We start from the raw sequence: 13751 nt of genomic DNA on the forward strand, positions 1-13751 counted from the left end.
ATCTACCGTTAAGGCGCAACTAAAAAAGGGGATGAAAATTCCATCCCCTTTTTAAAGCGAAGTCCTACGACCCTACTGGCGCCCAACTTGGACCGGTTTCCCCAAGTTCTGGATCAAGCTTGGCAATCAGTGGTTTTGGTTTCTCCAATACGGTACCTGGCACAACATCCAAACGCTGCCACTTGGCTTGCTGCTCAGCATAATCACCCATAATCACTGGATAACTCTGCCCTGCTGCTGGCACGCCAACACCGATCGGCTCAACTGGCATATCATCAGTAACTTCCACAACCTGAGGTTTTGCCGCCCACACGCCAGTAAAGCCCAAGGTTGTAAATACGTCTTGTGCAATATGTGGCAGGTATGGGGTGAGCAATACATTCACATCGCTGACCACTTGCAATGCTGTCCACAGGACGGTGGCAAGTCGCTCGCGTTGGGTCTCATCCTTGGCAAGTTTCCAAGGTTCCATTTCCGCAATATAGGCGTTTGCATCACCGACAATAGACATTGCATGAGTAATGCCCTGCTTGAATCGGGAGTGTGCCAATGCTTCGCCAACAATATCGAATGCGGCTTCTGCTTTGGCTAGCAGTTCACGGTCGGCGTCGTAAAGCTGTCCTGGAGTTGGGACTGCTCCAAAGTTTTTGTGCGCCATTGACACGGTGCGGTTAATGAGATTGCCCCAACCGTTGGCCAGCTCATTATTCACGCGGCGGACGAATTCATCCCACGTAAAGTCGGTGTCGTTGTTTTCTGGACCGGCCACCGCGATGAAATAGCGCAGTGGGTCTGGACCGAAATCAGCGAGGAAGTCTTTGACATAAATCACCACGCCTTTCGACGAGGAGAACTTCGAGCCCGACATAGTCAAGAATTCTGATGACACAACCTCAGTTGGCAGGTTCAATTCGCCATAGGTATGAACTTCGCCACCCTTGCTACCTTTGCCTTGATAGCCGAGCAGTTCGGCTGGCCAAATCTGGGAGTGGAAGGTGATGTTGTCTTTACCCATGAAATAGTAGGAACGCGCTGCTGAGTTCGTCCACCATTGCTTCCATGCCTCTGGGTCGCCAGAACGATACGCCCATTCAATGGAGGCGGAAAGATAGCCAATCACGGCGTCGAACCAAACATAGAGTTTCTTGGTTGGCTTTTCTTCCCAACCTTCCACTGGAATTGGAATACCCCAGTCAATATCGCGACTCATCGCACGTGGGCGGAGATCCTCCAGCAAATTGAGGGAGAATTTCAAGACATTTGGTCGCCAGTCTTTTCGATCTTTGAGCCACTGGCCTAGAGCGTCGGCAAGCGCGGAGAGGTCGAGCAGGAAGTGCTCAGTTTCGATGAACTTTGGTGTTTCTCCGTTGATTTTCGAAACAGGATTGATCAGATCGGCAGGATCGAGCTGGTTACCGCAGTTATCGCATTGGTCGCCGCGTGCGCCTTGTGCGTGACAAATTGGGCATTCACCCTCGATATAGCGATCTGGCAGCGTGCGCCCGGTCGATGGCGAGATAGCTCCGAATGTAGTCTGCTTGATCATATAGCCGTTGTCATAGAGACCGCGGAAGAGCTCTTGCACCACAGCATAATGATTGCGGGTCGTGGTGCGAGTAAACAGGTCATAGGACAGGCCGAGGCCGGCAAGATCATTGACGATTTGGCGGTTATACCGATCTGCCAGCTCTTTTACTGATACGCCTTCTTTATCGGCTTGCACCAGCAGCGGGGTACCGTGTTCATCAGTACCGGAGATCATCAGCACATTCGCGCCGATCATACGTTGATACCGTGCAAAGACATCCGATGGGACGCCGAAACCTGCCACATGGCCAATATGGCGTGGGCCATTTGCATACGGCCACGCTACTGAAACAAGCACATTATTCATGGTTATTCACCTTAGCACGTGCAGCCAACACACCATCATAGAGCTCTTTTTTACTCACGTTATACACGCTCGCAAGTTCCGCGCACACCGATTTTAGGCGCTCGCCGGCTTCCACACGATCTAACGCTTGGGTAATCACACCTGCCAGATCAACGCTTTCTGGCTCGCCGACGCCTTCAATGACCACTGAGATTTCACCGCGGAGTCCTTCAGCTGCCCATTGTGCGAGCTCAGCAAGTGTTCCCCTTTTGACCTCTTCATAGGTCTTGGTCAGTTCCCTGGCTACTGCTGCACGACGCTGGTCGCCAAGCACTGCTGCAGCATCCGCTAAGGTTTCTGCGATGCGGTGTGGAGATTCGAAAAAACATACCGCGCGTTGTTCGGTGCGTAAGGTTTCCAACCATGCTTTTCGTGCACCAGGTTTGCGTGGGGCGAAACCGTCAAAGGCGAATTTGCCGACATGCAGCCCCGATAGGGCAAGTGCGACTGGCACGGCTGAAGGCCCTGGGAAACAGGTCACCGGAATATTATGATCATGCGCAGCAGCAATCAGCGGGAAGCCTGGATCTGAGACAATTGGCATACCAGCATCTGTGACCACTACCACAGTGCCAGTGCGGGCATATTCTAAGAGTTGCGTGACCCTGGCTTGTTCATTGTGGTCAAAATTCGACACAATTTGACCGCGAATTTCTACTCCGAGCGCAGCGGCAAGCTGGCGGGTGCGGCGAGTATCTTCCGCGGCAATATAGTCGGCGTCGGCAAGTGCTTGACGCAGACGTGGGGTGGCATCACCAATATTGCCAAGTGGAGTTGCTGCGAGAATAATGCCGGTGGGCAATGGAGTAGATTCCACGATGCTTCCTTCCTTCAGAACGCTTGACTCTAAGCGTACCGTTTAAGAGTATTTGCTGGCGAGAAAAGACAACAGCCAGCAGATGCATGTTCTGCTGGCTGAAGTAAAGATTATTTGACGCGGCGCTTGCGCTTTGCCCGCATCTTCTTTTGATGTTCGAGGTGAATGCGTCGTTCACGAGCAAGTCGAGCCGCGAATCGTTGTTGTTCACGATAGTCGAGGTAAATTGCGTCGTTACGCAAATCCTTAATCAGTGCGATCATCATGAGGAATACGACAATCATAAACGGCGAGGCCGCCACAATCGTGATATTTTGCAGATTCGACAGCACATTCTTACCACCAGTGAGCAGCATCGTCATACCAACTAAGGCGACCAGTACACCCCAGCCAGCGGATACGTACTTGTTTGCATCGGTTTGGCCGCGTTGGCTCATCGAACCCATCACGGTTGATGCGGAGTCGGCGGAAGTGATGAAGAATGTTGCCAGCAAAATCATCGCGATGGTGCTGACGATTTGGCCACCAGGCAGGGTGTAAAGGAGGTCGAAGAGCTGGAATTCAGCCTTGCCCTCACCGTAGATGGAGTTGCCGCTTTGCTCGAGATGAATCGCGGTGCCGCCGAAAATGGAGAACCATACCACGCCAACAGCCGATGGGATCAGCATGACGGTCATCAGGAATTCACGGATGGTACGACCTCGGGAGATACGCGCCAAGAACATGCCCACGAATGGACACCAGGAAACCCACCATGCCCAATAGAAGATGGTCCAGCCGCCCAGCCAGTCGCCAGCAGTGCCATCGGCATATTCAGCGGTACGGCCGATCATTTCGAAGAAGTTCGAAAGGTAGGCTGCAATTGAGGCCGGGATGAAGTTCAAAATGGTCACGGTCGGGCCGAACACAAACACAAACAACGCCATGAGCGCGGCAAGAATCATGTTGATATTCGAAACGTACTGAATGCCTTTACCCACGCCAGACATCGCAGATGCCAAGAACGCGAGCGTCAAGACTGCGACGATTGTGATCATGGTCTTGGTGGACGGATCTTCAACGAATCCCACAGCGGACAGGCCAGCGGAAAGCTGTGTTGCCCCCACGCCCAGAGACGCTGCAGTACCGAAGATGGTGGCAATAATTGCCAAAATATCAATCACACGACCTGGCCAGCCACGAGCACCCTTCTCACCCAAAACCGAGGTGAAGGTAGCGCTAAACAGCTGGCGGCGACCCAAACGGAACGTCGAATACGCGATTGCCAAACCAAACAGACCATAAATGCCCCATGGATGCAAGGTCCAGTGCAACAGCGTCGTAGCCATAGCCTTTGCGACGTTTTGGGACTCATAGCCCGGTACACCATTGCGGTAGTGCGTCAGTGGCTCAGATGCGCCATAGAACATCAAACCAATACCCATACCAGCAGCGAACATCATCGCCACCCAGCTCACCGTGGAGAACTCAGGCGCTTCGTCATCGCGACCCAATTTAATAGAGCCGAACTTGCTCAACGAAATAAAAATTGCGAAGAACAAAAATGCTGAGGAGCCAAATATGAAGGCCCAGCCAAAATTGGTGATCACAAACCCTAGGGCTACAGAGGAGATCTCTGAAAAGCTATCTTTTTTAAAGAAGCCCCATGCCACAACACTCATGACAACCAGGAACGCCGGAATTGCGATTCCCCAATCTACAGATGCATCTTCAGACTCACCTTCGAATACGATTTCGTCTTCGGCATCGCGCACAATCTCGGCAATATCAGTTTTTCCAGACAGCATCGAGGCCAACTGATGCGTTGCCGAACCTGGCTGATCAGTGGCATGAACTGCCTCTGAAGGCAGCTGTCTCTCGCCTTCAGCAGTCTCATTCATAGATTTTTCCATATAACAAGCGTGGGTCAGATTGGGGTGAAATGCAAATAATTGGAGCTGTTTTCAGTTATTTTTTTCAATAAAGGTTAGAATGTTATGGAAACGTTATAAAGTAAAATGAGCAGGTAGTGGTAGGGATCGGGGGCTACAAGATCACAGATTGGTAACAATCCCCCTATTGGGGAACTTTCTCCAAGTAAACACACACCCTAATATAATTACAGTGAGCAACCTACAGACTGCCCCAGCAAAGCAAAAACCTATCACGCACACCAACGAACGCATGTCATACGCGCTGCTATTTTTTGCTGCACTGATCACGCGCTTTGTCAGTTTTACCAAAACCGACAACGAACAAACCCCACTCTTCGATGAAAAGCATTACGCACCACAGTCATACGACATGGTCAAAAGCTTCATCAACCCGCTGCTGGGCGGCATCGAATCCAACCCGGGATACGGACTGGTTGTTCATCCCCCATTAGCCAAACAGCTCCAATCTATTGGAGAAATGATTTTCGGTTACACACCCCTTGGCTGGCGCGTGGTCGCCGCATTCTTCGGCGCAGCCACCATCATCGTAATCCGCGCCATCGCCCGCGAACTCACTGGCTCCGCAGCACTCGCGAACACCGCAGGCATCCTCGCGCTTTTCGACGGTGTCCTGCTTGTGACCAGCCGATCAGGCATGCTCGACATCTTCCAAACCTTCTTTATCGTCGCGGCGACCTACACCTTCATCAAGGATTGGAACAGCACCACTGCCCTCCTTCCTACCGCGCCACGCACTGAATTCGGACCACGCCTTGGATACAGGTGGTGGCTGCTGACCACAGGTGTACTTCTGGGATGTGCAGTATCGGTGAAATGGTCAGGACTGTATTACATGGCGTTCCTCGGCATTGCCAGCGTAGTTTTGGACTGGCACAGGCGTCGACAAGCAAACGTGCGATACGCTTTCTTTGGAACGCTGTTCCTGGATAGCTTTAAGGCATTCTTCTACCTCGTGATCATCCCAATCGGCGTCTACGTGTGGAGCTGGCGCGCGTGGTTTGCCAGCGAAACCGCCGTATTTCGCCACGCCAAAGAATCCGGAAGCATCGATCAGGCTTCCCTGTTGCAATTTTTCCCCAATACATTGGCGAACTGGCTGCACTATCACAGCTCCGTGCTGAAATTCCACGCCAGCCTCACCACCTCCAGTGGGCATGACCATCCATTCGATTCCAAACCATGGGAATGGCTTATTGGAGGAAAACCCATCCTGTACTACTCCAGCAACCACGAATGCTTCGGCACCAACTGCGCGGAAAAGATCTACTTGTTCGGCACACCAACCATCTGGTGGCTTACGGTGCCCGTGATCGTGCTTGCCCTGGGCATCTGGCTGTATCGCCGCAGCTGGAAATATGCGATCCCCGTGATTGTTTTTATGGCAGGCTTCATTCCGTGGCTCATCGGCTACGACCGGCAGATGTATTTCTTCTACGCCACGCCGCTGGTGCCAATGACGATCATTTGCCTCACCCTCCTATTGGGGGATTTGGCGCGCAAATACCCCCGAATTGGCCTGTGGACGCTCACCACGATCGTCGGCACCGCAACCGCACAATTTTTCTTCTTTTCCCCAATACTGTACGGCTATGCGCTGCCAGAATCCTGGTTCCCGGCCCTACTCTGGTTCCCGTATTGGGGCTCCTAGACTGTTTTCAGGCCATTTTGGTTCCCAGATTTATGTCACATTTTAATTGTTGGCAGTAGGAGTTGGCACCAAATATCCTGTGGGCATGACACGCATTCTCGATCGCCTTGCAGCCCTGGCACCTTGTGGTGCCGAGCTGCTTGCTGATCTCAAGCGTGCCAACATGTGCAAAGAAGACCTCTCCAACCTGCTGCACGTAAGTGTTAACAACGCCTCAATGTTATTGGCGGTGACCGAGGTATTCTCGCACAACGAACTGCAGGTGGCCATGAGGCATCATCTGAGCGTCGATAAGCTGCGGCTCATTTCGACGACAGAAAAGAAGCTTGCCAATCCGCATATCGATCCCGTGCAATTTCGCATGGAGCTATTTCCCGTGGCCGAGACGTTGACGGTGCCTGAGCTTGACCGATACATCCGGAATCTGCTCAAACGCGTCAATGAAGGCTTCAACCGGCCGCGAGCATGGTACGCTCGCTTTTCCCGGCTTGCCGACGCCGACGGTATGAAATATTTGGCAATGAAGATGCCGGAAGCGCACATGGAACGTATCCGCACGCAACTGACTGCGCGCGCTCGGGAACTCGCCGCCAGCGAACAAGCCATCAACGAGGCGGAAGGCTACGCCAAGGCTCTCTTTGAGGCTGTCACCAGCCCACGCGAGCAGCGTATCGGCGAGCTTGATCTCCGCCACAAGCCATGCTTGCTGGTCCCGCTTGACGACGCCCAAATTAGTATTGACGGCAGCGTGGTTAATACGGATGGCGTTGAGCTCGACGTTAAGACTCTTCTGGACGAAAAAATCGCCCCAACAGGTTACGCTGTTGCGCTCTACAAAGACGCTCAAGGGTGCCCGCGTCCACAGGATATCGTGCCGATCAGGCGACTTGCCGACGCTGAAGACAGGTTCCGTGCCATCATCAGCCACCTGATTTGTCAGCACCCCGACTGCAACACACCAGCAGTCAGATGCGACATCCACCATATACAAGCATTTAGCCAAGGTGGCAGCACCACAACAGACAATCTGTGCCCGTTATGCCACACCCACAACCTCAGAAACGACGACGATCCAAGTAAACCACGCCACGGACGTGTTGAAGCTGATCCTGCAACCGGGCTTATCACACACCGATACCCCGACGGGCGGGTGAGAAAAAATCTTCATCCCGCCATTGAAAAAGGCGCACAGGCCGTGGCCGTGCGCGCGCTCGGGCCCGCCCCTATTGGGGAACATGGGCCTATATCAGGCTGACTTCAGCAGCCAATCCAACAGTGCCCAGCCTTTTTCATTCAACCAGCACCACAACAGCAACAGCACTGAGGCGGCGAGCAGCGCAAGCTGATTCATCGAATCGGCAATCAGGGTGCCCAATACGATATCGCGCACTGCGAAACCAACACTAAACATCCACAGCGCCCCATATATTGGCAAAATCCCGCCAACGATACGACTTTGCCACGCTGCAAATAACAACCCGAATCCCAGGGCGCACCGCATCGCAGCGGCCTCAACGATCACGGAACTCAAAATCGGATCATTCCCGCCAATACTTATTTCACTGAGGAGATACACCGCCCACAGCATCCACGCCACGCCGGCGACGCCCAGTCCCACACGCGACAGCGCAATCGCAACTGCACGCGACGAAGCTTGTCGACGCCACGTCGATTCCACACCTTGCAAGATAGTATCCGCGAGATCTGGAGTCATGCGGTCAGGATCTTGAGAAAAAACAATTTTGCGATTGATCAATGCCGCAGTTTCGTAGTATTCGCGGCAGCTCTTACATCCTGTTAGATGCGTATCGACAACGTCATCGGCGAGCGGACTTATTTCACCGTCAAGACGTGCAGACAACGCTGCCTGTACGCGATCACAGTTGATCATGACGCACCAATACCCAATCTAGGCTCAGTCGCCCAGGCCCAAATATCACCACCAACAACAACGAACATGCCAACACAAGTGAATATTCAAATCCACCGTTTTCGATGAAAAATCCATGACCAAGGTGGACGAAATAGAGCGCTAACAATGCTAGCAACGCCAATATACTGGCGAATAATGTGGCTAAGATGCCAATAATCAACAGTGCTCCACAAAACAGTTCTGTCCCCGCGACAAGATATGCAGATAGTTTCGGTTGCGGGATGTGCAGAGTCGTGAACTTTGTCGTTGTTTCAGTAAGCCCTTGCAGAAAAACACGTTGGAGCCCGTGAGCAACGAAGATGCTGCCCAGCACGGATCGGTACACCAGCAGCGCAAGATCTCTGACGATCGGCTTATCCATGGATGATTAACTTACCCTTAACTCAGAAAACTCGTGTACATCATCAACGTCGAAATAGTCTCGTGCAGAGACAACCTCAAGTTCAACAAAATCCGGGGAGTCATCGTCAATTTCAAGTACTACTGCGCCCGGCTTGCGAAGACGCTTCGGGATGCCGAGTTCTTCGTCTTGAACACTTCGAACTCCGAGTCGACTACGGCGGAGTTGTTGCATGCGACGCCGACGCAGCTCGGTTTCTGCTTTTACCTGAGCCCGCAGCGCAACCAAATACAATGTGGTTAAGGCGCTTGCACCTACCGCAATTCCCCAATACCAACCGCCGAGGAACACCCCAATAGCAATTGCAACAGCCAGTAACACGACTAAGCCAACGAGCGTCCGCTGACGACGCTGATACCGCGTCAACGTAACAGCCTGATCTTGAACTGGGTCATACCCGCCACGGCCTTTACGCGCCTGCGCAAAGGCAAGATCTTCTTCGGTAAGTTCAGTGACCTCGCTGTGTGCTTCTACAAGCTCAGGTTCTTCAATAGGGTGATCCTCTGAAATGACATCTTCCTCAACATCAGAGTACAAAAGGTCTTCGGGATCCACGTAGGCGTTGTCAATTGGATACTGCGGCGAATCGTCGTCGATAAGCGGCTGTGGCGCCGGATCTTCCTCCAATAGTATTGGTGCGGGTTCTCCAATAGGGGGTTCAACCATCGCCTCAACCGGCACCGCCGCACGCGGTTTGCGCCTTTGCCGCAGCGCATTGCCTCCGTGATGGATAACGCGGGTGTCGTTGAAGGCTTCTCCTGCTTTCCTGATGGGTTTTTGGCTGCGCAGGATCCATGGCGCAAGCACAAAAATCCAGAGCACGACGATAATGGAAAGCCCGATCAGACCTGTCATTGTTGGTACCCTTTCTCCCTATAGTCTTTTAAGATTATTGCACTGGTTGTGCCGTGTGATTAGACTCGCCGTTGAATGGTTGGTTTTTGGATGCAAGACGCAGCAACCAGCCGCTGGATTGCCGTATTGGGGAAATCTTCGTAAGTCAGAGCCATCAGGTAGTGGTCACGCCAGGCACCGTTGATGTGAAGATTTTTGCGCAAGTATCCTTCTTCGCGAAATCCATTGCGCGCCAATACTTTCCGGCTAGCGATGTTTTCCGGCAGGTGCGTGGCCACGACGCGGTGCACGCCTACGCGTCCGAATGCATGATCAACCCCGAGCGCGCAGGCCGCGGTGCCGATGCCCTTGCCGGCATGTCCCGAGAAGATCCAGTAGCCGATGGTGCAGTCGGAACTGGTGCCGTGCTGGATGTTGCCCAGGGTCAGCTGCCCGACAAATTCGTGATCGAGTTCAATCGCAAAGGGCACGAGGCTGCCCGCATATGCTTCTCGACGCAGGCTAAATAGCAGTTCTCGCCATGCGCCCAGCGTGTGGGCTGTTTGCCAGTTGGAGGTGGTCGGTTCGACTTTCTCCAATAAGGGTTGGTCGTGGAGCCGCATCTCAACCCACAGATCACCGTCGTATTTCTCCAATGGGCGCAAGCGCAGTGTGTGCCCCGCAACAATCACGGTCTGGGTGTATTCCAGCCATCCGGGATGCTGGACGTGTCGCGGACCATAGGCTGGCGTGGTGCGCCGTGTGAAAAGCTGCTTCATCCTTGTTGACTGAGGAAAATGACCTCGACGATCTCGCCTGGCCGGATTTCCACGGTTTGTTCTGGAATACGGATGATAGCGTTGGCGTCGGAAAGCCCAGCGAGCAGGTGCGCTGGGACCCCGTTGACGCCACCAATACCTTCGACGAGATAGTCTTGGGTTTCAGCATCGCGCATTAAACGGGCACGTATCAAACCTTGGCGACCTTTTTTGCTCAAGATCCGGTTCAGAGCGCGCGCACGAACGACGCGGCGTTGATGGGAACGTTTGCCAAGGCTTAAGCGCACCATCGGGCGGATAAACATTTCAAAAATTACCAGCGAGGACACAGGATTCGCTGGCAAGAGAAATACTGGGATGCGTTTGTCGCCCAAGAGTCCGAAGCCTTGCACGCTGCCTGGGTGCATAGCCACGCGCTCAGTGTCAATGGTGCCAAGTTGCTGCAGTACTTCCCGGATCGTGGCTGATCCTGAACCGCCCACCGCGCCTGAAATCACAATCATTTCACTGCGCAGCATTTGCGCCTCAATAATCTCGCGCAATCTGCGTGGTTCACCTGCTGCGATGCCTACGCGATGCACATCGGCGCCGGCATCACGGCCAGCTGCAGCCAACGCATAGGAATTCACATCCAGGATTTGCCCCAATGATGGTTCACGATCAATATCGACAAGCTCGTGCCCGACCGAGATCACAGACATGCGCGGGCGCGGGTACACCAATACCTTCGAACGTCCAACGGCCGCCAATAGGCCGATATGCGCTGGCGAGATAATTGCCCCTTCAGACACCGCAATGTCACCTGCTCGAATATCATCGCCTTGACGACGCACAAACTCGCCGGTTCGCACCGATTTCAGGGCAGTGACTCGCTTGCGTCCTCGATCAGTCCACGCCAATGGCAACACTGCATCCGCGAGCGTCGGCAGGGGCGCTCCAGTGTGGACTCGCACTGCCTGCTTCGGCTGCAAACGCAGTGGCCGGCTGCTACCAGCAGGCACTTCGCCTACAACCGGCAAAGAAATTTCTCCAATAGGGGGAAGTGGAGTTTCGATTCTCCCCAATCCCCGCTCTCCGCCCACATCAACGGCACGAATCGCATAGCCATCAATTGCAGCCTGATCGAAGCCTGGCAATGGCCGAGTGGCTTCAACCTGTTCGGCGCACATCAGCCCGAGGGCTTCAGCAATGGCAATGCGGACAGGATCGGGATGAACTGCTGCCTGGGTCACTAAAGCGAGTTGCTCTGCTACGGAACGCACGTTGTTTGCTCCTATGAAACGCCGTGTTCATCAAGGATGTCGCGGAGGACTTTCTTTAACTGTGGACCATACGTTGGATCAGACAGTCCGAAATCGACGACCGCTGGAATATAGCCACCAGGATTGCCGAGGTCGTGGCGCTTACCGTCGTGCACCAGAATATGCACAGGGTGGCCTTCTTCAATAAGCAAGGCGATGGCATCAGTCAGCTGCAGTTCGCCACCCGCACCAGGAGTAATGCGCTGCAAGGCATCAAAGATGGCACAATCGAGCAGGTAACGGCCAGTGGCAACGAACGTCGATGGAGCATCTTCAACGGCTGGTTTTTCTACCATGCCGCGAACTTTCTTAATAGTGTATTCACCATCGTATTCGACGTCTTCAATATCGAAAACACCATAGTTATAGACGTCTTCGCGCGGCACGTCGAACGCGCACAGCACCGATCCACCCAATTGGTCGCGCACTGCGGCCATCTTTTCCACCACGCCCATTGGCAGTACGAGATCGTCTGGGAGCATCACGGCGACGACATCTTCGTCGTCGTCAAGCACGCTTTGCGCCAGGCCAACAGCATGTCCCAGGCCCAACGGTTCGGCTTGTTCAACCGCGATCGGTTTTGGCAACTCTTGGGTGCGGCGAATTTTGCGCAGCTGGTCAACTTTGCCGCGCGATTCAAGCATTGCCTCTAAGTCTGCGAACGTGTCGAAGTGCGCCAATACTTCCTGTTTGTTCGGCGCAGTAATAATTGCCAAACGCTGTGCACCAAGCTGCGCAGCTTCTTCTGCAATTAGTTCGATACCTGGGGTGTCTACAACCGGAAGCAATTCTTTCGGCACCGTTTTGGTAGCCGGCAAGAAGCGCGTGCCGAGTCCAGCAGCGGGAACAATGACGGTGCGCACGTTGGTCGTAGCGTGTTCGGAAGACAAAGTCATATCAACAGTGTAAACGGAACCAAGATAGACCGAGCTTGACACAACCAAGGATCGGCATATTAATTTTTGTATATGACTCTCGCAGCCGCCAAGCAGGCAGTCCGGCGCCAAGTACTGGCAGAACGCTCCCGCCTCCCTATTGGAGAAAAACAGGATCGTGACGCCGCGATCACTAGGCATCTGGTACAACTCTGTTCCCAATACGGGTGGGAATCGGTGGCAGCCTATGTCCCCACCGCCAGCGAACCGGGCGGCCAATGGCTCGAACCCCTCGCCTTGAAGCTGCGCGAATTGTGGCTACCGCAGGCCCTGCCTGATCACACACTGCGCTGGGGCCGGTACGAAGACAAAGACTCACTTACCAGTGGCACATTCGGGATCCTTGAGCCGCGCACAACTATCCCGCTGCCCGGGCACATCCAGGCGCTGGTCGTGCCTGCCGTCGCCGTAGATATATTGGGGCGCCGGTTGGGCAAAGGTGGCGGCTATTACGATCGCGCGCTAGCAGGTTGCCAACTCCCGACAATCGGCGTGATCTATGCCAATGAGGTGCGCACCATCCCTATTGAAGACCATGATTGCCGCGTGCACATGATCGTCACTGAGCGTGGGAACCAAATTCTCAATCAGCACGTCTAATAATAGGTGCACGTTTTTCTTACTCCTGGTACCCAACGATTTTTGTTTGTGAGGCGCCTGACTGCCACAGCATTGGTCATACTCGCGGTTATACTCATCGCGGCGGATATGTTGCGGTCAACGGTTTCTGTTGTGGCTTTTACTCGCGATTTAGCGCCCGGCCACCGCATCACGCACACCGATATTCAACTCATCGAAGCCCCCGCCGCCCTCGTGCCTCGCCACAGCCTTCCAACGCTTGACGACGCCATCGGCAAACTTCTTATCTCTGCTCAAACATCTGGTTCAATGGCAACAACCGTGGATTTCTTCAATCCGGTTCTCGACGCGTTCTCCAACGATAGTAAAGACGCAATTGTGCCGATCACCTTGGCAAATCCAAGTACCGCGGCAGTGCTTGCCCCAGGCGATCGCGTGGATGTGATTGCCGCTGAACATAAAGGCCAGAGCACCAAGGTATTGGCCACGAATGGAGTGATTCTATTCATTGCAACTGAAGCGCAGCCGTTGGAATCGGTACGACCTGGAACATTATTGGTGCAATTACCTCAACAGCAGGCGCAGACTGTGGCCAGTGCGTCGCTAAATTTGCCGCTGACCGTAATTTCACATCGTGCAACTCGCATTCAATAGCAAT

Annotated in this window: 13 protein-coding genes; 4 read left to right on the top strand and 9 right to left on the bottom strand. The window is 53.7% G+C overall.

From position 1 onward, the window contains the following. Positions 1-64: 64 nt before the first annotated feature. From metG to NXS99_RS08435, 3 genes are all read right to left on the bottom strand, one after another. A complete protein-coding gene (gene metG / locus NXS99_RS08425; protein ID WP_259288233.1) occupies positions 65-1894 on the bottom strand; it encodes a methionine--tRNA ligase in 1830 nt (609 codons plus the stop codon). After that, complete coding sequence (gene rsmI, locus NXS99_RS08430; RefSeq protein WP_259288234.1) at positions 1887-2750, bottom strand: 16S rRNA (cytidine(1402)-2'-O)-methyltransferase; 864 nt, start codon at positions 2748-2750, stop codon at positions 1887-1889. The genes metG and rsmI overlap by 8 nt, the downstream gene beginning before the upstream one ends. Before the next feature lie 110 nt (positions 2751-2860). Then, positions 2861-4630, bottom strand: coding sequence for a BCCT family transporter (locus NXS99_RS08435; protein ID WP_396124848.1), 1770 nt, complete (start codon positions 4628-4630; stop codon positions 2861-2863). A 223-nt stretch (positions 4631-4853) separates the two neighbouring features. Here NXS99_RS08435 and NXS99_RS08440 point away from each other — a divergent pair, with 223 nt between their 5' ends. Beyond that, a complete protein-coding gene (locus NXS99_RS08440; RefSeq protein WP_259288235.1) occupies positions 4854-6332 on the top strand; it encodes a dolichyl-phosphate-mannose--protein mannosyltransferase in 1479 nt (492 codons plus the stop codon). Positions 6333-6417: 85 nt separating this feature from the next. After that, positions 6418-7587, top strand: a complete 1170-nt coding sequence (locus NXS99_RS08445) for an HNH endonuclease (RefSeq protein WP_259288236.1) — start codon at positions 6418-6420, stop codon at positions 7585-7587. Here the strand turns inward: NXS99_RS08445 and NXS99_RS08450 are convergent. The 6 genes from NXS99_RS08450 to NXS99_RS08475 are packed head-to-tail and all read right to left on the bottom strand — an operon-like array spanning position 7579 to position 12475. Next, entirely contained in the window at positions 7579-8223 is a 645-nt protein-coding gene (locus NXS99_RS08450) for a zf-HC2 domain-containing protein (RefSeq protein ID WP_259288237.1), read from the bottom strand. The two genes, NXS99_RS08445 and NXS99_RS08450, sit on opposite strands and share 9 nt — an antisense overlap. Next, positions 8210-8626, bottom strand: a complete 417-nt coding sequence (locus tag NXS99_RS08455; RefSeq protein ID WP_259288238.1) for a DoxX family protein — start codon at positions 8624-8626, stop codon at positions 8210-8212. The genes NXS99_RS08450 and NXS99_RS08455 overlap by 14 nt, the downstream gene beginning before the upstream one ends. Before the next feature lie 6 nt (positions 8627-8632). Beyond that, positions 8633-9520, bottom strand: a complete 888-nt coding sequence (gene glpR, locus NXS99_RS08460; RefSeq protein WP_259288239.1) for a gephyrin-like molybdotransferase receptor GlpR — start codon at positions 9518-9520, stop codon at positions 8633-8635. Between the two features lie 59 nt (positions 9521-9579). Then, the gene (locus NXS99_RS08465) at positions 9580-10278 is read right to left on the bottom strand and encodes a GNAT family N-acetyltransferase (protein WP_259288240.1); all 699 of its coding nucleotides are present in this window, start codon (positions 10276-10278) and stop codon (positions 9580-9582) included. Beyond that, positions 10275-11540: a gephyrin-like molybdotransferase Glp gene (gene glp, locus NXS99_RS08470; RefSeq protein WP_259288241.1), complete on the bottom strand. Its 1266-nt coding sequence runs from the start codon at positions 11538-11540 to the stop codon at positions 10275-10277. Before glp ends, NXS99_RS08465 begins: the two co-directional genes overlap by 4 nt. A gap of 11 nt (positions 11541-11551) precedes the next feature. Continuing rightward, positions 11552-12475 carry a UTP--glucose-1-phosphate uridylyltransferase gene (locus NXS99_RS08475; protein WP_259288242.1) on the bottom strand — a complete coding sequence of 308 codons (924 nt, stop codon included), beginning with the start codon at positions 12473-12475 and terminating at the stop codon, positions 11552-11554. A 72-nt stretch (positions 12476-12547) separates the two neighbouring features. On the opposite strand from NXS99_RS08475, the gene NXS99_RS08480 reads away from it, so the two are divergent. Then, entirely contained in the window at positions 12548-13114 is a 567-nt protein-coding gene (locus tag NXS99_RS08480) for a 5-formyltetrahydrofolate cyclo-ligase (protein WP_259288243.1), read from the top strand. A gap of 132 nt (positions 13115-13246) precedes the next feature. After that, the gene (locus NXS99_RS08485) at positions 13247-13747 is read left to right on the top strand and encodes an SAF domain-containing protein (protein ID WP_259288244.1); all 501 of its coding nucleotides are present in this window, start codon (positions 13247-13249) and stop codon (positions 13745-13747) included. Positions 13748-13751 lie beyond the last annotated feature (4 nt).

It is taken from the genome of Corynebacterium sp. HS2168-gen11, from assembly GCF_024834075.1.
In the GTDB taxonomy this organism is placed as follows: Bacteria; Actinomycetota; Actinomycetes; order Mycobacteriales; family Mycobacteriaceae; genus Corynebacterium.